At 68.9% G+C, this 18,321-nt stretch carries 18 protein-coding genes and 1 pseudogene; 4 read left to right on the forward strand and 15 right to left on the reverse strand.

Going from position 1 to position 18,321, the window contains the following annotated elements:
- Positions 1–145: 145 nt before the first annotated feature.
- Positions 146–1,753 (forward strand): annotated as a pseudogene (locus tag ACQ66R_RS09845) (ATP-binding protein); the annotation flags it as partial.
- On the opposite strand, the gene ACQ66R_RS09850 reads toward ACQ66R_RS09845, so the two are convergent.
- From ACQ66R_RS09850 to ACQ66R_RS09865, 4 genes are all read right to left on the reverse strand, one after another.
- Positions 1,750–2,262 carry an SRPBCC family protein gene (locus tag ACQ66R_RS09850; protein ID WP_430421494.1) on the reverse strand — a complete coding sequence of 171 codons (513 nt, stop codon included), beginning with the start codon at positions 2,260–2,262 and terminating at the stop codon, positions 1,750–1,752. The pseudogene ACQ66R_RS09845 and the gene ACQ66R_RS09850 overlap by 4 nt on opposite strands.
- An 81-nt stretch (positions 2,263–2,343) precedes the next feature.
- Positions 2,344–3,384, reverse strand: a complete 1,041-nt coding sequence (locus ACQ66R_RS09855; protein WP_430421496.1) for a DUF7064 domain-containing protein — start codon at positions 3,382–3,384, stop codon at positions 2,344–2,346.
- A 95-nt stretch (positions 3,385–3,479) separates the two neighbouring features.
- A complete protein-coding gene (yghU, locus tag ACQ66R_RS09860) occupies positions 3,480–4,367 on the reverse strand; it encodes a glutathione-dependent disulfide-bond oxidoreductase (protein ID WP_430421498.1) in 888 nt (295 codons plus the stop codon).
- 63 nt (positions 4,368–4,430) lie between these two features.
- Positions 4,431–5,195: an SDR family oxidoreductase gene (locus ACQ66R_RS09865; RefSeq protein WP_430421500.1), complete on the reverse strand. Its 765-nt coding sequence runs from the start codon at positions 5,193–5,195 to the stop codon at positions 4,431–4,433.
- A gap of 135 nt (positions 5,196–5,330) precedes the next feature.
- Between ACQ66R_RS09865 and ACQ66R_RS09870 the strand changes: the two genes are divergently transcribed.
- Both ACQ66R_RS09870 and nudC read left to right on the forward strand, forming a co-directional pair.
- On the forward strand, positions 5,331–5,903 hold the full coding sequence (locus ACQ66R_RS09870; protein WP_430421502.1) for a DUF1353 domain-containing protein: 573 nt from the start codon (positions 5,331–5,333) through the stop codon (positions 5,901–5,903).
- Between the two features lie 42 nt (positions 5,904–5,945).
- Positions 5,946–6,872 (forward strand): NAD(+) diphosphatase, encoded by a 927-nt coding sequence (gene nudC, locus ACQ66R_RS09875; RefSeq protein ID WP_430421504.1) that lies wholly within the window; start codon positions 5,946–5,948, stop codon positions 6,870–6,872.
- 98 nt (positions 6,873–6,970) lie between these two features.
- Here nudC and ACQ66R_RS09880 read toward each other — a convergent pair whose 3' ends face one another.
- From ACQ66R_RS09880 to ACQ66R_RS09890, 3 genes are all read right to left on the reverse strand, one after another.
- Positions 6,971–7,633 carry a PEPxxWA-CTERM sorting domain-containing protein gene (locus ACQ66R_RS09880; protein WP_430421506.1) on the reverse strand — a complete coding sequence of 221 codons (663 nt, stop codon included), beginning with the start codon at positions 7,631–7,633 and terminating at the stop codon, positions 6,971–6,973.
- Positions 7,634–7,938: 305 nt separating this feature from the next.
- Positions 7,939–8,796 carry a prephenate dehydratase gene (locus tag ACQ66R_RS09885; RefSeq protein WP_430421508.1) on the reverse strand — a complete coding sequence of 286 codons (858 nt, stop codon included), beginning with the start codon at positions 8,794–8,796 and terminating at the stop codon, positions 7,939–7,941.
- The gene (locus ACQ66R_RS09890) at positions 8,793–9,515 is read right to left on the reverse strand and encodes a 3-deoxy-manno-octulosonate cytidylyltransferase (protein WP_430421510.1); all 723 of its coding nucleotides are present in this window, start codon (positions 9,513–9,515) and stop codon (positions 8,793–8,795) included. Before ACQ66R_RS09890 ends, ACQ66R_RS09885 begins: the two co-directional genes overlap by 4 nt.
- Before the next feature lie 124 nt (positions 9,516–9,639).
- Here ACQ66R_RS09890 and ACQ66R_RS09895 point away from each other — a divergent pair, with 124 nt between their 5' ends.
- Complete coding sequence (locus tag ACQ66R_RS09895; RefSeq protein WP_430421511.1) at positions 9,640–10,389, forward strand: c-type cytochrome; 750 nt, start codon at positions 9,640–9,642, stop codon at positions 10,387–10,389.
- A 144-nt stretch (positions 10,390–10,533) separates the two neighbouring features.
- On the opposite strand, the gene ACQ66R_RS09900 is transcribed toward ACQ66R_RS09895, so the two are convergent.
- From ACQ66R_RS09900 to ACQ66R_RS09935, 8 genes are all read right to left on the reverse strand, one after another.
- The gene (locus tag ACQ66R_RS09900) at positions 10,534–11,367 is read right to left on the reverse strand and encodes a C40 family peptidase (protein ID WP_430421513.1); all 834 of its coding nucleotides are present in this window, start codon (positions 11,365–11,367) and stop codon (positions 10,534–10,536) included.
- Positions 11,364–12,758, reverse strand: coding sequence for a leucyl aminopeptidase family protein (locus ACQ66R_RS09905; protein WP_430421515.1), 1,395 nt, complete (start codon positions 12,756–12,758; stop codon positions 11,364–11,366). The genes ACQ66R_RS09900 and ACQ66R_RS09905 overlap by 4 nt, the downstream gene beginning before the upstream one ends.
- 39 nt (positions 12,759–12,797) lie before the next feature.
- Positions 12,798–13,313 carry an A24 family peptidase gene (locus ACQ66R_RS09910; RefSeq protein ID WP_430421517.1) on the reverse strand — a complete coding sequence of 172 codons (516 nt, stop codon included), beginning with the start codon at positions 13,311–13,313 and terminating at the stop codon, positions 12,798–12,800.
- A gap of 126 nt (positions 13,314–13,439) precedes the next feature.
- Positions 13,440–13,619 carry a Flp family type IVb pilin gene (locus ACQ66R_RS09915; protein ID WP_293362531.1) on the reverse strand — a complete coding sequence of 60 codons (180 nt, stop codon included), beginning with the start codon at positions 13,617–13,619 and terminating at the stop codon, positions 13,440–13,442.
- 211 nt (positions 13,620–13,830) lie between these two features.
- A complete protein-coding gene (locus ACQ66R_RS09920; protein WP_430421519.1) occupies positions 13,831–15,267 on the reverse strand; it encodes an MFS transporter in 1,437 nt (478 codons plus the stop codon).
- 142 nt (positions 15,268–15,409) lie between these two features.
- Complete coding sequence (locus ACQ66R_RS09925) at positions 15,410–16,579, reverse strand: pyridoxal-phosphate-dependent aminotransferase family protein (protein ID WP_430421521.1); 1,170 nt, start codon at positions 16,577–16,579, stop codon at positions 15,410–15,412.
- Positions 16,580–16,624: 45 nt separating this feature from the next.
- Entirely contained in the window at positions 16,625–17,416 is a 792-nt protein-coding gene (locus ACQ66R_RS09930) for a tyrosine-protein phosphatase (protein ID WP_430421523.1), read from the reverse strand.
- Positions 17,417–18,190: a tyrosine-protein phosphatase gene (locus ACQ66R_RS09935; protein ID WP_430421525.1), complete on the reverse strand. Its 774-nt coding sequence runs from the start codon at positions 18,188–18,190 to the stop codon at positions 17,417–17,419. It lies immediately after the preceding gene.
- Positions 18,191–18,321: the final 131 nt, after the last annotated feature.

An 18,321-nucleotide genomic window follows, 5' to 3' on the forward strand; every position in this document is an offset into this window, starting at 1 on the left:
AACAAGCGCCACTTTTCTTCGGGTGAGCGTGGCACCAATCTGCTTCTGGCGCGTTCCCCCGCCATGCGGGGGCGCGTGAGGCAGCCCGAGAGGGCTGTGAATGAGCGACACGCGGCAGGATATCGACACGGACAGTATCGCCCGCGACCTCGCCCGCTACCGCGCGCTGTTCGAGACGATGGACGAAGGTTTCTGCGTCATTGAGTTCCTCGATGGGCCGCATGGGCCGCTCAGCGACTACATCCACGTCGAAGCCAACCCCGCCTACGAACGTCACGCCGGCATCTCCCAGGTCGTGGGCCAGAAGGTCCGCGATATGGTGCCCGACGAGGCCCAGGGCTGGGTCGACCTCTATGGCGCGGTGCTGGCCACCGGCCAGCCGATCCGCTTCCAGCGCGAACTGGTGGCCACACGCCGCCACCTCGAACTTTCGGCCTTCCGCCTGGAGCCGCCCGAGCTGAAGCAGGTGGCGGTGCTCTTCCAGGACATCACCGCCCGCAAGCGCGCCGAGGAAGACCTGCAGCAGCTGAATGAGACGCTGGAGGCCCGCATCGCGGCCGCCCTGGCCGAACAGACCCGCGAGCAGGAGCGTCTGCGGGAGGCTGAAGAGGCCTTGCGTCACGCCCAGAAGATGGAAGCCGTCGGCCAGCTCACAGGCGGCCTGGCCCACGATTTCAACAATCTGCTGGCCGGCATCTCGGGCGCCTTCGAGATGATCGAGAACCGCCTGGCCCAGGGGCGCCACCGCGACGTCGAGCGCTATCTTGCCGCCGGTCAGGGCGCGGCGCGGCGGGCGGCCTCGCTCACCCACCGGCTGCTGGCCTTCTCACGCCGCCAGACGCTCACGCCGCGCTCGGTCGTGGTCAACCGCCTGCTGCCCGACTTCATCGAGTTGGTGCGTCGCACCGTCGGGCCCGGGATCCAGGTCGAGACCGTGGCCGCGTCGGGGCTGTGGCCGACGCTGGTTGACGCCAACCAGCTGGAAAGCGCGCTGCTCAATCTCTGCATCAACGCCCGCGACGCCATGCCGGGCGGCGGCCTGATCACCATCGAGACGTCCAACCGCTGGCTCGACCAGCGGGCCGCCAAGGAGCACGGGCTCGACGCCGGGCAGTACGTCACCGTCTGCGTGTCGGACACCGGGACGGGCATCGACAAGGCCACGCTGGCCCGCGTGTTCGACCCCTTCTTCACCACCAAGCCGATCGGCCAGGGCACCGGGCTGGGCCTGTCGATGGTCTACGGCTTCGCCCGGCAGTCGCACGGGCATGTGCGGATTTACTCAGAGGTGGGCCAGGGCACGATGGTCTGTCTGTACCTGCCCCGACACGTGGGGGTGGAGGACACCGACGTCCCGCCGCCGGCGCAGCCCCCAATTCGGATGGAAGGCCGCTGCACCGTGCTGGTGGTCGACGATGAGCCGACGCTGCGCATGCTGGTGCTGGACGCGCTGGCCGAGATCGGCTGTGTCGGCCTCGAGGCCGCCGATGGGCCGACGGCGCTGAAGCTGCTGGAGTCCGAGCCCGACATTGATCTCCTGATCACCGACGTGGGCCTGCCGGGCGGGCTCAACGGTCGACAGGTGGCCGACGCGGCGCGGACGCAGCGGCCGAAGCTGAAGGTGCTCTTCATCACCGGCTACGCCGAGAACGCGGCCTTCAACCACGGCCATGTGGCGCATGGCATGGAGGTGCTCACCAAGCCCTTCGCCCTTGACGACCTGACGTCGCGGGTCTCCCGGCTCCTGAACTAGGCAGGCTCAGGTCGAGCCAGCTCGGCGCGATAGGCGTCGCGCCAGATCTTGAATGTCTCGAACGGGAACTTGATGGGCACCCCTTCGAGGGCCGCTTCCAGCATCTCGAGATGCGCCTCCCATCCGGCGCAGGCGCGGCCGGCGTCCTCGTCCTCGGGCACGCGCAGCGTCAGGGTGAGCGACGTGCCGTCCCCGTCGGGCGCGAGCTCCCAGCGCACCGGCCGGGCGGGACCGCTCCTGCCGCTCCAGGAATACTCGAGAAGCCGCCCAGGCGCGTAGGCGGTGATCGTGCTGTCGACGACCGTGCCGCTGTCGGCGAAATCCAGCCGCACCGCGCCGCCCAGCCGCGTCTCGATCGTACCCGGGGCCAGCCACAGCGGCAGCCGCGCGGAGTCAGTCAACATCGACCAGACCGACACCGTGAGATGGTCGAAGCGACGGCGCATCATGGCCTGAACCTGACCACCCGCGTGCGAGAAGACCGCCTTCACATGATCTTCGTCCGACATCCGATCCTCCATCGACCCACCGCGCCAACGTCGTGCGGGCCGGGCCGACAGGCGTTGATCTGGGTCAACGTCGGATGACGCTCAGTAGCCCGCCGTGCGCCCGGTCGGCTGGCCGTCGACGATCTGGTCCAGGTACTCGCTGAGGCCGTAGCCCACCAGGTCGCCGCAGCGGTACTCGGTCATGCCCTCGGTGATGCGGGTCTGCAGCGTCTGCCCGTCCGGCGTCGTGCGGCGATTGCGCAGCGGGATCAGCGACACCACCCGGCCCGTCACCTCATAGGCCTTGCCGCCCTCGGTCTTCACCTTGGCCCGGAGCGCGGTCTGATAGCCGTGCTCGTCCCAGTCGCTGTCGATCACGCACTCCGAGATCAGGTCGTAGATCCCGTCGCGGAACACCATCCCGCCCTGTCGCGCGCCGCCCTTCCCGTCGCCGATGACGGAGAGCATCATCCCGAAGTCGCGGCCGAAGTTCATCGGGCACCAACGATACCAGTCGATGGCCTGCCAGTGGCGTGGGCCCCACGACTTGTCTCGCAGACCATGGCCGTCGATCTCGAACCGCTCCTCGCCCACGGTGATCACGCCGCGCGCCGCGCAGTGCTGCTCGTAGTGGGCCTTGGCGAACGACTTCTCGGGGTCGATCTCGATCGGCGAGCCGTCCGCCGTCACCGTCTCCCCGCCGTACATCGGCGACACGCCCTCATAGTCCAGGTCCACGGCGCAGGGCAGGGTCGGGTTGTCGCGGAACGCCTGCTTGGGGTCGGCCATCTCGAAGGGCCGCTCCAGCACCAGGGCCTTGCCGGAATAGGTGACCTTCAGCCGCTTGAAGGGCTCGACCACGTCCACCTTCAGCCCGCCGGCGTCCATCGCCGTGTTTCCGGTGATGGCGGGGCGACCGAACATGAAGGCGACCCGCCCGTCCGGCAGATAGATGCAGACGCTGATCTCGGCGTATTTCTCGTTGGGCCGGTTGCCGATCCGGAACCACCCGCCCGTCTTCTTCCCCGGGTCGAAGACGTTGAAGTACATGCTTTCGTTGTAGTTTCCGGCGTCTCCGGGATCGTGCGGATACTCGTCCTGCGGCTCCAGGCGGGTCTTGAACCCGGTGGGTGGCTTGGCCATGGGCGGCTCCTCTCGCGTCGCTGTCTGCCGACGCTAGCCACCCTGACGTGGAGGCCGCCAAGCGCCTTGAGATGGCGCAAGGCGGCCTTGCGCCGCTACTTCGTCTTCGCCGCGTCCTGCTCGGCCAGGTACTTGTCGATGTCGGCGGCCGAGTGGCGTTCCGGCAGAGCCCGGTTGATCACCCGGCCGCGCTTCACCGCCTCACGCTGGCCGATCTGGTCGGTCCAGCGCTGCACGTTCTTGTAGCTCTGGGTGTCCAGGAACTCGCCGGCCTCGTAGGCCCCTCCCTTGGCCAGCAGGCCGTACCAGGGCCAGACCATCATGTCGGCGATCGTGTAGTCCGAGCCGCCCAGGTACTCGACCTCGGCCAGCCGGCGGTCCAGCACGTCCAGCTGGCGCTTGGCCTCCATGGCGAAGCGATCGATGGCGTATTCGATCTTGAACGGCGCGTAGGCGTAGAAGTGGCCGAAGCCGCCGCCCAGGTAGGGCGCCGAGCCCATCAGCCACATCACCCACGACATCACCTCGGCCCGCGCCGCCGGCTCGGTCGGCAGGAAGGCGCCGAACTTCTCGGCCAGGTGCAGCAGGATCGCGCCCGACTCGAACACGCGGAACGGCTTGTCGGGGTTCGAGCGGTCCAGCAGCGCCGGGATCTTGGAGTTCGGGTTGAGCTCCACGAAGCCCGAGCCGAACTGGTCGCCCTGGCCGATGTTGATCATCCAGGCGTCGTACTCGGCGCCGCTGTGGCCGGCGGCCAGCAGCTCCTCGAGCATCACCGTGACCTTCACCCCATTGGGCGTGCCCAGCGAATAGAGCTGGAACGGGTGTTCGCCCACCGGTAGCACCTTGTCGTGCGTGGGCCCGGCGATCGGGCGGTTGATGTTGGCGAAGCGTCCGCCGCTGCCCTTGTTCCACTGCCAGACCTTGGGGGGCGTATAGTCCGCCGGGTGGTTGGGCGGCGGTGTCGCGGCGTCGTCGGCCATGGTCAGGCTCCGTTTCCTCTGGTCGTCTTCAAATTGGGGGTCGTGCGGCCGTTTGGCGAGGCCCTAGCCCGCGAACCGCCGGTTCAGCTTGCGCATGCCGCCGATCCAGCGGTCGTAGTCGTTGGTCTTGTTGCGCATGTACTGCAGCACCTCCGGGTGCGGCAGGATCAGGAACTCCTCCTTGGAGAGCGACTGGACCACCACGTCGGCCAGGAACTCGGGCTCCATCATGCCGTCGATCGAGGCCACGCCATCCGGGTTGTCCGCCGTCATCGCGGTCTTCACCGCCTGAGGACACAGGACGCTGACCTTGATGCCCTGGTCGCCGTGGGTGATCGCCAGCCACTCCGCCAGACCCACCGCCGCATGCTTGGTCACCGCGTAGGGCGCCGAGCCGATCTGGCTGAGCAGGCCCGCCGCCGAGGACGTGTTCATCAGGTAGCCGCCGCCGCGCGCCGCCATCAGCGGCACCAGGTGGCGGGCGGCCCAGACGTGGGCCATGACGTTGATGTCCCAGATCCGCTGCCAGTCGGCGTCGGGCGTCTCGGCCCCGCCGCCCACGCCGATGCCGGCGTTCGAGCAGAACAGGTCGATGGGCCCGACCTCGGCCTCGACGGTGTCGATGAGGGCCTTGATGTCGGCTTCCTTCGAGACATCGGTCCGGAACGCGCGGCCGCCCACCGTCTCGGCGGTGGCCTTGGCGCCCGGCTCGTCGCGGTCTGCACAGATGATGGCCTTGGCGCCTTCCTGGGCGAAGCGGACGCACAGCGCGCGGCCGATACCGCTGGCCGCGCCGGTCACCACCACGATCCGGTCCTTGAGTTCCATCCCCGTCCTCCAAACAAGCGTTTGAAGCACCTTAGCCGCCCGCCGTGGCGCCGACACCCCCAAAGCACGCACGCGACGGGTTTGTGGCTCGCCCTGGCCGTGTATCGTCTGGCGACGCGACGGAGAGTTTCACGGATGAACGACGTGACCGAGCTGGCCCAGACCCAGCAGATCGGCGGCCACCTCGACGGCGAGCCCACGGGGTGGGTCAACCGCTTCGGCGGCAAGCTGGTTCTGGTCCTGCTGGACAACAAGTACACCCCGTCGATCCGGGGCGGTCGCAGCCTCTGGGCCCTCTTCGAGACGCTGTCCTACCGGCCCAGCAACGACGTCCACGTGATCACCGTGCCCCGGGGCTGCGTGACGGACCTCACCTCGATCCCGCGGGTGTTCTGGAACCTGTTGCCTCCGGACGGCCCCTGGGTAAAGGCCGCCGTCATCCACGACTACCTCTACGCGACGCAGGGGACCGGCCAGCTGCCGCCGGGCGTGCCGGGCAGCCGACAGCCGGTGGGGATTTCGCGGGCGCCCTACTCCCGCGCCGAATCGGACTGGATCCTACGCGACGCCTTGGCGAACCGCGGCGTCGACGTCCTGCGGCGCAACCTGATCTGGCTGGCGGTGCGCATGGGCGGCTGGATCCCCTGGAAGCGCAGCGGGGCCGCCAAACAGCGGGCTGCGGCTCAGCAGGACGTCGCCAACCGCTGAACCACGTGACGAGACGGCTCAGCTGCCGTTAGAAAGGCAGCCATGCCGCTTCAGTCCTTCCAGAACACCTTCGCCGGCAACCCGCTCAATCGGGCGTCCGACCGCCGCATCGACGCCGAATGGCTTGCCGGCCAGCTGGCCTCGTCAGATTCCCTGGGCGTCGCCCTGTGGAACGGCAAGCCGCTGGTCGAGAAGACCAAGGACGGTGGCCTGCAGATCGCCTACCTGCCCGCCAAGATGGCCGACGAGCTTGCCGGCGGCCGCGAGCGGCTGTTGTTCCTGGGCCTCTGGCAGGAGACCGCGGTCTTCGCCGTCGACCTCGAGGGCACGGCTGATCCCGCGCAGGGCCCGGTCCAGGGCCTGGGCGAGTTCAAGGAACTCCGCACCATAGCCGCGCAGCTGCCCGCCACCGACGCGGCGATCCTGGCCACCGCCAAGTCGATGTTCGAATGGCGCCGCCGCCACCAGTACTGCGCCGCCTGCGGTCAGCCGTCCGAGACGATGGACGGCGGCTGGAAGCGCCAGTGCCCGTCCTGCAAGGTCGAGCACTTTCCGCGGACCGACCCGGTGGTGATCATGCTGGCCGTGCATGGCGAGCGTTGCATGGTCGGCCGCCAGGAGACCTGGCCCAAGGGGATGTTCTCGGCGCTGGCGGGCTTCCTGGAGCCCGGCGAGACCATTGAGGAAGCCTGCGCCCGCGAGCTGGAAGAAGAGGCAGGCCTGAAGACCGTGCGGGTCCGCTACCACTCCACCCAGCCGTGGCCCTATCCGTCATCGCTGATGATCGGCCTGATCGCCGAGGTCGAGAACGAGGACGCCACGCCCGACCAGACCGAGCTGTCGGAAGTGCGGTGGTTCAGCCGCGAGGAGGCCCGGGCTCTGGTCCGCGGCGAGGTCCCCGACACCTTCTGCCCGCAACCGATGGCCATCGCCCACCAGCTGATCAAGGCCTGGGCCTTCGACGAATAGAGGGCGCGCCGCCGCGGGTGCACACGGCGGCGCTGCCCCGCCCTTTCACCGCCGATGGGTGGCGGACTCCGAGCGATGAAGGGGCGTTGTCGATCCGGCTAGGTCAGCGCAATGCCGCGCCGACGACGCATCAAGGCGCCGGTGCCGGCGAAGCCCAGGATCATCATCGCCCACGTGGCCGGCTCGGGCACGACCGTGTCGGGGACATCGAAGGTGATGTTGTCGATCACCTCGATCAGCCCGACGTTCACCGCGCCCCCGCCCGTGAAGACGCTCCCCGCGCCGTCGGTGAAGGCCAGGGTGAAGCTGTCGAAGGACCCGAAGTTGAATCCGATCGTCTGATCCATCACGTCGTTGCGGTTCATGATGACGAAGGTCTGGCCCACCATCGCGGCGCCCAGGAACACGGTCAGCACCGCCCGGTCGCCGGGATTGGTGAAGAACGGGTCGTCGTTGCCGAAGTCCATGGACAGGAACGTGTGCGGGCCGTCCGAGAAGACGCCCTTCAGGAAGTTCCCGTTGGTGTCGTTCTGGACCACGAGCGAGTTTCCGTCGCCCTCCGCGATGCCGTTGAGGAGCTCCAGGCCGGCTCCCAGGTCGGTGTAGAGGGCCAGTCCGGCGTAGTCCGTCGAGGAGAACCCCTCGGCGAGGGCGCCGGACGGGTCCGATTCGAAGTCCAGGGTGACCAGCGCGGCCTGAGCCGGATTGGCCATGACGAAGGCTGCGGCCGTTGCGGCCGCGGCAAAGAGTCTGAGGTTCATAGTGGCAGCTCCAGAAGGGTTGTCGTTCGTCCTCAGGGTTAGGCGCGCACCCATCGCCCTGGCGGACTCCCCGTGGGGTGCGATTCTCCAACGCTCACTCGTTCGCGCTCACGCGCCGTCCGCACGCAGGCGCTCCCCGCGCGCAGGGCGCGGCGATATGGGGTGATCTCAGATTTCAGACGCCGAACGACCCCAACGCCACACCCCCAGGTCGTTCAAGGGGTCAACCAGCAGTGGCGTCGGAAAGTTTCCGGGGTCGGTGGAAAAAGCGGAGCCGCGGCTGAGAGGCGCTCGCTCGCCGTCGCCTACCGGCTGCGGAACGGATCCGCCGGATAGACGCCCAGGATCTCGAAGCGTTCCGAGAAGAAACCCAGTTCGTCGAAGGCGCGGGCCAGGTTCAGATCCTCGGGCCTACCGTCGACCTCGGCGTAGAAGAACGTGGCGGTGAAGGCGCCGTTCTCCATGTAGCTCTCGAGCTTGGTCATGTTGACGCCGTTGGTCGCGAACCCGCCCAGCGCCTTGTAGAGCGCGGCCGGCAGGTTCTTCACCCGGAAGATGAAGCTGGTCACGCAGGGTTGGGTGAAGGGCGGCGCGGGCGGCGTCTTGTCGGCCGTCATCACCAGGAAGCGGGTGGTGTTGTGGTGCTCGTCCTCGATGTCGCGCGCCAGGATGTTCAGGCCATAGACCTCGGCGGCCAGCGCCGGCGACACCGCGCCACGGGTGGGGTCGGGATTCTCGGCCAGGTGCTTGGCGGCGCCGGCGGTGTCGCCCGCCGCCTCGGTCCTCAGTCCCATCGACCGCAGCGTGCGGCGGCACTGGCCCAGCGCGATGGGCATCGAGACCGCCGTCTTGATCTGGTCCAGCGTCACGCCGGGATTGGCCATCAGGTGGAAGTGGATCGCCTTGAACCGCTCGCCGATGATCCTCAGGCCCGACGACGGCAGCAGGTGGTGCACGTCGGCCACGCGCCCGGCGATCGAGTTCTCCACCGGGATCATACCCAGCTGGCAGTCGCCCGACCGCACAGCCTCAAACGCTTCTTCGAAGGTGGGGTGGCCCACCGGCTCCAGCTCGGGAAACGCCGCCATGCAGGCTTCATGGCTGTTGGCCCCCAGCTCGCCCTGGAAGGCGATGCGTCCCCCCTCGCTCTTAGCGCCGCTCATGAGAGTGTCCTTGCGTGGGCGCGCGCCCGTTCGAGGTCAGAAGGGTTGTCGACCGAAATGGGAGCGTCGTCGGCGATCGCCGCCCAGATCGAGAGCCCCAGCTCCATGGCCCGCAGCTGCTCCAGCTTTTCGCGGGTCTCCAGCGGCGACGGTGGCGCGGCGTTGAACGCCGACAGCGCTGCGCGTCGATAGCCGTAGATGCCCACGTGCCGCCAGACCGGCTCGTCGCCGTAGAGGGTAGAGCGTGTGAAGTAGAGGGCGCGGCCATTTGCCGCCAGCACGGCCTTCACCACGTCGGGATTGGTCCGGTCCCCCGGCGAGGACTCGGGCGCCACGACGGTCGCGATGTCGCACTCGGCCCGTTCCGCCAGCAGGCCTGCGCAGGCGCTCAGCACCGACGGCGCGACAAAAGGCATGTCGCCCTGCAGATTGATGATCGCGTCGTGGATGCCCGCAGGGTCCAGCACCGCCAGCGCCGCAAGAATCCGGTCCGAACCCGAGGGCAGATCGGGATCGGTCAGCACGGCGCGGCCTCCAGCCGCTTCGACGGCGGCGACGATCTCAGGATCGCCTGCGGCCACCGCCACTGGGCCCACCGCGGCCGCCTGAGCCTGACGCAGAACGCGAACGATCATGGGTACGCCGGCGATGTCCGCCAGGGGCTTCCCCGGCAGGCGAGTCGCGGCCATGCGCGCGGGGATGAGGACGATCGGGTTCATGCGGCGGTCTGGAGGTTGCGCGAGCGCCGGTAGCGTGTAAGAGAGCCGCACGCAATAAGGGGCGGGATTCCCGCGCGTCCGCGGGCGTCGATCCGTGGCCGATGAGAGGCGTGACTAGGGGACTATGAGCGACCTGACGTTCAACAAGATCGCCGGCGCCGTCCTGGCGACGGGCCTGGCCATCGTCGGCCTCGGACAACTGTCGGCCGGCGTTTTTGCACCTGAGAAGGTGACCAAGCCCGGCTACGCCGTGGAAGTCGCTTTGGAAGGCGGCGGCGACGCCGCCGGTCCCGAGCTGCCGCCGGATTGGGGGACGGTCCTGCCGGCCGCCAACGTCGCCGCGGGCGAGGCCACCTTCGCCAAGTGCAAGTCGTGCCACAACATCGAGAACGGCGGCGCCAACGGCACCGGCCCGAACCTTTGGGCCGTCGTCGGCCACAAGCCGGGCGCCCATCCGGGCTTCTCGTATTCGTCCGGCATGGCCACGTTCGCCGCGGCCAACCCGCAGTGGACCTACGACCAGCTGAACGAATTCATCAAGGCGCCGCAGAAGCACATCGCGGGCACCAAGATGACCTTCGTCGGCATCAAGAAGGCCGACGAGCGCATCAACCTGATCGCCTACATGGCGACGAAGGGCGGCACGCTGGCCACGCCGGCGCCCGACCCGTCGCGTCAGCCCGGGGCCGCCGCGGCCCCGGCCGCCGAAGGCGCTGCGGCTCCGGCCGCTGCGGCAGGCGAGCCCACCGCGACCGGTTCCACGGCCAACCCGACCGCCCCCGGCGGCGGCCCGGCGGGCCAGGCTCCGGCGTCCCCGGGCGCCAAGCCCGCCGCTACGCCGACCCCGGCGCCGGCCGCGCCCGCGAAGAAGTAGTCTCGCGAGCATCGCAATTCGGAATGGCCGGGCTCAGTCCCGGCCATTTTCGTTTGGGGCCGCCACGCCCTTGCGGGGGTGACGGATGGCGCGGTGGCCCGCATCCGTGTGGTTCCAAACGGCGGCGCCTGCGGCGCGCAGTGGTCAAACCCGTCGATAGGCTGTCGGCTGGCCCGATCCGGCCGCGTCGATCCGGGTGATGGCCTCGGTCAGGGGCTCGACCACGGTGGCCATGTGGTAGCCGTTGGCGTGGACGATCTCGCCGTCGCCCAGCCCCATGGCCACATGGCCCTTCCAGAACACCAGGTCGCCGCGGCCGAAGGCCTCGGCTTCGATCGGTGCGCCCAGCGCCTGCTGCTGGTCGGTGTCGCGGGGACAGGCGTGGCCGCAGGCGAACAGCGCCTGCTGCACGAGGCCCGAGCAGTCCAGGCCCAGGCTCTCGCGCCCGCCCCACAGATAGGGCGCGCCCACGAAGCGTTCGGCCACGGCCGCCCAGTCGTCCTCGAACATGCCGATCGGCTCGAGGTGCGCGGCGGTCATCCAGCCGGCCCCGGCCACCTTGGCCAGCTTGCCCTCGACGGCGTCCACCGCCACCAGGCTGTTGATCGAGTACGGGCCCGAGGCGCGCGACTTGATGCTGTTCGCGGCGAAGGCGTAGGTGCGCAGCGCGGATATCCGGTGCGTCGGCAACGGGCCCGCCGGTCCCATGGCCGCGGCCTCGACGAAGCCCACATAGCCGTCGCGGGCCGCCTGGCCGAACAGCCACGCGCCCTCTTCCTCAAGCACCTCGAACCGTTCGCCGAACAACAGCTGGTCCATCTGCTCGGCGCCCGCATCGGGCGCCGAGCGGATGCCGGTGGCGGCGGCCGTGCAGCTCATCGCCTTGGGGTCCAGATAGACCTCGGCTTCGATCACGCCTTCCAGGCTGCGGGCGGCGATGCCGTCGCGCCACGGGGTGATGCGGGGATCGTGCTTCATGCGAAACGCTCGCGGATCATGCGGTAGAGGCCGCGGATGGCCTGGGCTTCCCCGCCCGACGGGAATCCAGGGCGCCCTCGGGGGTTCCAGGCGAAGATGTCGAGATGGACCCAGGGGCCCTTGGGCGCGAACCGCTGCAGGAAGAGAGCCGCGGTCACCGATCCGGCCTGCGCCCAGCCGTCGGGGTCGTTCTTGATCTCGGCCACATCGCTGTCCAGCGCGTCGGCATAGGGCTTCCACAGCGGCAGGCGCCACACCGGATCGTTCTCGGATCTGGCCGCGACCTCGATCTGGCCGGACAGTTCGTCGTCGTCGGTGAAATAGGGCGGCAGCTGCGGCCCCAGCGCGATGCGCGCAGCCCCGGTCAGGGTGGCCATGTCGATGGTCAGCGCCGGCTCCAATTCGCAGGCGCGGGTCAGGGCGTCGGCCAGGATCAGGCGGCCCTCGGCGTCGGTGTTGCCCACCTCGATCGACAGGCCCTTGCGCGACGCCAGGATGTCGCCCGGCCGCATGGCGTCGCCCGAGATGGCGTTCTCGACCACCGGCAGCAGCACCGCCAGGCGCACCGGCAGCCTGGCGGCCATCACCATGCGGCCCAGCGCCAGGGCGTGGGCGGCGCCGCCCATGTCCTTCTTCATGTTGCGCATGCCGGCCGACGGCTTGATGTCGAGGCCGCCGGTGTCGAACACCACGCCCTTGCCGACGATGCAGACCAGCGGCTTGTCGGCCCCGTCCTTGCCTTCAGGGGCCCAGCTGATCTCGATGAACCGCGGCGCGCGGTGCGGATCGGCCGCGCGGCCGACCGCGTGCACGGCGGGATAGTTGGCTTCCAGCAGGCCCTCGCCCTCGATCACGGTGATCTGGGCGCCGTATTGCTCGGCGATCTCGCGGGCGATGCTCTCGATCTGCCGCGGGCCCATGTCGTTGGCCGGGGTGTTGACCATGTCGCGGGCCAGGGCGCAGGCGTGGGCCACCTGGCGCGCCTCGGCCACGTCGGCGCCTTCGGCCAGCAGGCGCGGCCGCTCGCCCTTAGCGGGCTTGTAGCGATCGAACCGGTAGCTCCCCAGCGCGAAGGCCAGGGCGATCTGGTCGGCGCTGATGTCCTCAGGCGACTCGGCGATTCGGTAGACGCCCGGCGGCAGCTTCGCGGGCAGACTCCGGAAGGCGCCTGAGTCGCGCGGCCCGGATCCCAGGCCCAACAGCACGCGGTCGAGCGTTCCGTCGGCGGCGGGGACCAGCAGCACCTGCCCGGCCTTGCCCTTGAACTCGGCGGTCTTCGCCAGCGCGGCTGCAAAGGCGTCGGCCTCCAGCGCGGCCGTGCAGCCGGCTTCGCTCAGCGCGTGCACGGGCGTGAGCGGCCCGTCCCAGGTTTCGAGGATCACGTCCGACATGACGGCCAAGCCTGTCGCGATATCTGCTGAGTCCGCAAGCTAGAGTCCAACGCCGTGCATCAGCGCCGACTGCGGCAGCGCGACCAGGGCGCCGGCCGCGATGGCCACGCCATAGGGCGCAGCCCCGCCCGGCTCGGACAGTTTCACCAGCCAGCGCGGGCCGATCATCACCATCGGGCGGAAGGCGGCGGTGCGCAGCGACATCAGCACCATCGCCAGCATCCCGCCGGTCAGTGCCGTCCACAGAACGAAATCCATGGCCGCGGGCCAGCCCATCCAGAGGGCCGCGGCGGCGAACATCTTGGCGTCGCCCCCGCCGATCCAGCGCAGGGCGAACATCGCCATCCCCGCAACCAGCACAGCGGCGCCGACGCCCGCGTGCAGGCCGATCGTCGCCAGCGGCAGTCCGGCGGCCAGGGCCGCAACCGGGAACAGACCGATGATCGCCAGCGAGATCCAGTTGGGGATCGTGTACGAAACCAGGTCCTTGATGGCGCCCGTCAGCAGCAGGCCTGCGAAGGCGGCGACGAACGCGGGGACCACGAAAGACAGCATGGGCGAACCTCTTGGAGCGGCATTTTCGCCCCCACCCATGAACGGAGCGTTGCAGCAAAGCTTGAATCCGAAAGGGCCCCGGCGTTTCCGCCGGGGCCCCTCGGGTCGTCTCTGACTGGCGTCGCCTTACGAGGCGGTCGCGGCGGTCACGTCCGTCTTGATCTTGTCGAAGGCGCCTTCCAGCGCGGTGCCGACGCCTTGCAGCGAGGCCACCAGCACGACAGCGATCAGGGCGGCGATCAGGCCATACTCGATGGCGGTGGCGCCGGATTCGTCCTTCAGGAAGCGGGTCACGAACTTCGACATGGGGTCATCTCCTTGGTTTCTGCGAGCAGACTATGAGGGGGCTTCAAGCTCGTTTGCCTGCTCGCCCCTAAGAACATGACCAATGTCGCGAGGCGCGTTTAAGTTGGCATGAATTCGGATGCCTAAAATATCTACATCATTATTCGAAATTCATGATTAATGACAGGAAACCATGTTCACGAAATCTTTGATTCCGCTGGTTTTTGCGGGATTATTGCGCGGTCAGGACCCAGGTCTTGCCGCCGCCGCGGACCCACGCCAGCCCCGCCAACCCCACGCCCAGTAACACCAGCAGGGTCGCGAAACCGCCCTGCTGGGTGCCGGAAATCCGCGTTCCCAGGTTGACCATGGTGGGCGCCAGCCAGGCGGTGGCCACGCCCGACAGCGCATAGACCCCGAAGAACGCCCCGGTCTGGTCCGGCGGCGACAGGCGGGTCAGCAGCGTGCGGCTCGAGGCGTACTGGGCGGTGATGAAAATCGCATTCGAGAAGCCCACCAGCACGAAGACCACGTCGGGCCAGGTCTGGAACACCGGCCCATCCCACAGCGGGCCGTGGGCAGCCGCGTCGTAGGGCCAGAAGAACAGGATGGTGTCGGGCGCCATGCCCAGGAAGGCCGTCAGCCCCACCATCGACATGATGATCTCGATGGCGACCGCATTCTTCGGGCCCACCGCCGCGTCCAGCCAGCGCCCCACGAAGCCGCCAAGCACCGCGAACATCGAGAGCAGGATGCCGTAGGCCAGCATCTCGAGCGCGCCCCACTTCATCACGCCCACGGCGAAGACGCCGGCGTAGACCAGCACCCCGTTCATCCCGTCCACGAAGAACATCCGGGCGCCGACATAGACCGCCGCATCGCGGTGATGGCTGACCGTGCGCAGCATCCGCCAGAGTTCGGCCGCCCCTTGCGCGAAGGCGCGAGGGATCGGCGTGCCGGTGCGCGGCGCGTCGGGCGTCCAGAGGAACAGCGGGATCGAGCCGAACAGCAGAAGGCCCGCCGCCAGCCAGGCGACCACCCGCTCGGGTTCGTGGGTGGCGGGGTCCAGGCCGAACAGCGGCGTCTTGGGCACCCAGCTCCAGTCCACCGATCCCGGCAGCGCGAAGGCCCAGGCGGTGAACACCAGCGCCAGCACCGAGAACAGGTTGCCCAGCGACAGCGCCAAGCCCGAGGCCTTGTGCGCCGCATGCATACCCGCCGCCCGGATCAGCAGCGAGTTATGCAGGATCTCATTGTAGGCGAAGAGCACCTGCACGGTCATGGCGAACAGCATGGTCGTGGCCACCGACAGGCCGGTCCCGTCGGGCTTGGCCCACCACAGCGCCGCGGTCAGCGGGATCATCAGCCCGACGATCAGCGCCAGCCCGGCCTTGCGTCCGCCCAGCTTGTCGATCGAAGCGCCGATGAACGGCGCCGTCGCCATCACCGCCCAGCCGGCCCACTGCTGCCACTGGGAGATGACTTCCTGGCCCTTCACGGGGTCCCCGATCATCGAGCCGGCGACGTAGGGCATGAAGATGTAGATCGTGATCAGGATGACGAAGGGGTCGCGGCCCCCCTCGAAGATCGCCCACGACAGCGCGCCCTTGTTCAGCTTGCCATCCGGCGCAGGCGCGCGGACATCCTGGGCGGCGTCGGTCACAGTCATCTCTCCCCGGCCGCTCTCTCGACGGCTTTGTCGGCACCGTAGCGACACGGGTCAGGTTGTCGACGTTTAGCTAGCCCCAACCCCGCCCCACAAGCTCGTCCTCCCGCTACTTGTTCGCGGGATGACGGCTAAAGGAGAACTGCTAGCCGAGTTTCGCGTCGGCGGCCGCGAGGGCCTTGTCCACGTCGGCCTTCACGCCTTGCGCGGCGAGCGCCTCGCATAGCGCCGTCAGGCAGAGGCGGACGTGCCAGGGGGTGGCCGAAGCGCCCATCAGGCCGATGCGCCAGACCTTGCCCTTCAGCGGCCCCAGGCCGGCGCCGAGTTCCAGGTCCCAGCGCTTCAGCACGTGCGCGCGTACCGCCGCCTCGTCGACGCCATCGGGCACGATCACGGTGTTCAGCTGCGGCAGCTGCCACTTCGCATCGACCAGGAACCTAAGCCCCGCCGCCTCGATCCCGGCGGCCAGCGCCTCGTGCATGCGGGCGTGACGGACAGAGGCCGCCTGCACGCCCTCTTCGAAGATCGCCACCAGCGACTCGTGCAGGCCATAGAGGGCGTTGATCGGGGCCGTGTGGTGATAGGTCCGCCCACCGTCGCCGCCCCAGTAGGCCATGATCAGGTTGAAATCGAGCAGCCAGTTGCGGACCTTCTCCTTGCGCCCGGTGATCGCCGCCTGCGCCCGCTTGGAGATCGCCACCGGCGACAGTCCGGGCGGCGCCGACAGGCACTTCTGGGTGCCGGAATAGACGAAGTCCGCATCCCATGCGGCGACGTCCACCGTGATCCCGCCCAGCGAGGTCACGCAGTCGACCACCGAAAGCGCCCCGTGCTTGCGGGCCAGGCCGCACAGCGCCGCCGCATCGCTGCGCGCGCCGGTCGACGTCTCGGCATGCACGAACGCCAGCACCTTGGTCGGCGCTTCCGCCAGCGCGGTCTCGACCCGCGCCGGGTCCACCGGCTGGCCCCAGTCGTGATCCACCGTCACCACGGTTGCGCCCGCGCGGCCGGCCATGTCGGCCATCCGGCCGCCGAACGCCCCGTTCACCGCCACCACGCAGCGGTCGCCGGGCTCCAGCAGGTTCATCATCGCCGCTTCCATGCCGGCCGTACCGGGCGCGGGCAGCGGGATGCAGGCATGGTCGGGCGCGTTGAACAGCCGCGACAGCGCCGCCTTGGTGTCCTCCATGAACGCCTGGAACTCGGGGTCCAGGTGCCCGATCGTCGGCCGGGCCAGAGCGGCGAGCACGCGAGGGCTGACATCGGAGGGACCCGGACCCATCAGGATCCGGCGCGGCGGTTGGAAGCTTTGCATGGGGGCGATCTCTAGAGAATGTGCGCCTGTCGGCGCAACCTTCGATCAGGCGACGAGGCGTTCGATCAGCGCGGTCTTCCGCCCGGCGTCCAGGCCCAGGACGTCGCGCAGGTAGCCGTCCACCGAGCCATGGCGCTCGATCATCGAACCGAACGCCGCCTCCAGGTAGTCGGGGCCCACCGAGACCCGCGCCAGAAGTTCATCGTCGCCCACCTCGCGACCGGCCGCGGCGTTGGCCAGCTTTCGCAACCCCGGCAGGCGCGGGCCCAGCAGCCCATTGGTGGCCAGGAAGTCGCCCATCAGCTCGTCCTCACGCACGCCCACCGCCCAATGCGTCAGCGCTGCCAGGAGGCCCGTGCGGTCCTTGCCCGACGCGCAGTGGATCAGCACCGGACCATCGCCGGGGGCGACGAGGGCCTGGAAGTAGCGCCGGAAAAGGTCGATGTGCCGCTCCTCATACGCCGCGCGCGCGTAGAAGCCTCGCGAGCGGGCCCGATGCGCCTCGACGTCCAGGTGCATGGGGAAGCCCTGGTTCGGGGTCGGGCTGGGCTGCAGAAACGCTTCCTCGATATCGTTCTCGATCACCTCGGCTCCGAAGCCGTTCCAGCGGCGACAGGGCTCGGCGGCGCGCTCGACAGCGCGGCGGAGATCCACCACGGCGCGGATCCCATAGCCCGCCAGAACCGCGAGGTCGGCATCGCTGGCGTGCGCCAGGTGTGCGGATCGGAAGAGACGGCCCAGTCTCAAGCGCCCGCTCGCGGTCTCATAGCCGCCGAAGTCCCGGAAGTTGCCGACGCCCTCCAGAGCGACCATGCGCGAGGTCGCCGGCGAGGTCATCTAGGCGAGCAGGCGGTCGTGCAGCCGGCCGCGCAGGTCGGCGTCGAGGCCCAGCACGTCGTCGAGGTAGCCGTCGAGCGAGCCGTGCTCGTCGCACATCACCTTGAAGGCCATGTCCAGGTATTCGGCCTCGACCCGCATGGCCACCATCAGCGCCTCGTCGGACGCGGTGCGGCCGGTCTGTTCGCGCACCACGTCGCGCATCTGGGGCAGTCGGCGCTCCAGCCGCTCGGGATCGTTGGTCAGCAGGTAGTCGTCGCGGATGTCGTCGTCGTGCACGCCCGCCACGTGGTGGGTCAGCGCGCAGATGATCCCGGTCCGGTCCTTGCCCGCCGCGCAATGAACCAGGATCGGCCCCTCGTGCTCCACCAGCGCCCGGAAGTAGCGGCGGTAGAGGTCGATGTGGCGCGTCTGATGCGGCAGGTGGCGGTAGTACTCGAGCATGTAGTTGCGGAACGAGGCCGCGGTCAGGTCGGACGTCTGGATGAACGTCGCCCACTCATCGGCGCTCTCCTGGCCGATGTCGTTCTCGATCACCTGGGCGCCGAACCCGGCCCAACGGCGCGACGGCTCGCGCTCGCGTTCATTCGAGCGCCGCAGGTCGACGATCACCGACAGCCCCAGCCCCGCCAGCTTTTCAAGATCGGCGTCGGTGGCCCGTGACTGGCTGGCTGAGCGGTACAGCAGCCCCCGCTTCAGCCGCCGCTGGCCGGCGGCGTAGTCTCCGAAGTCGCGGAAGTTGTCGATGGACTCGAAGGGAATGCGGCGGGTCATTCCGGCGTCATACCGGTCTTCCACGGATTTTTCGAGACAGCCGCAGGGGAAGGGATCGCCTTCCCTCCCTTGATGGGGAGGGACAGATCGCCGTGTCCTGCCCGGATAGAGAGGTGACAGACCAGCCCGGA

Origin of the sequence: Phenylobacterium sp., from assembly GCF_965284355.1 — a bacterium.
In the GTDB taxonomy this organism is placed as follows: Bacteria; Pseudomonadota; Alphaproteobacteria; order Caulobacterales; family Caulobacteraceae; genus Phenylobacterium.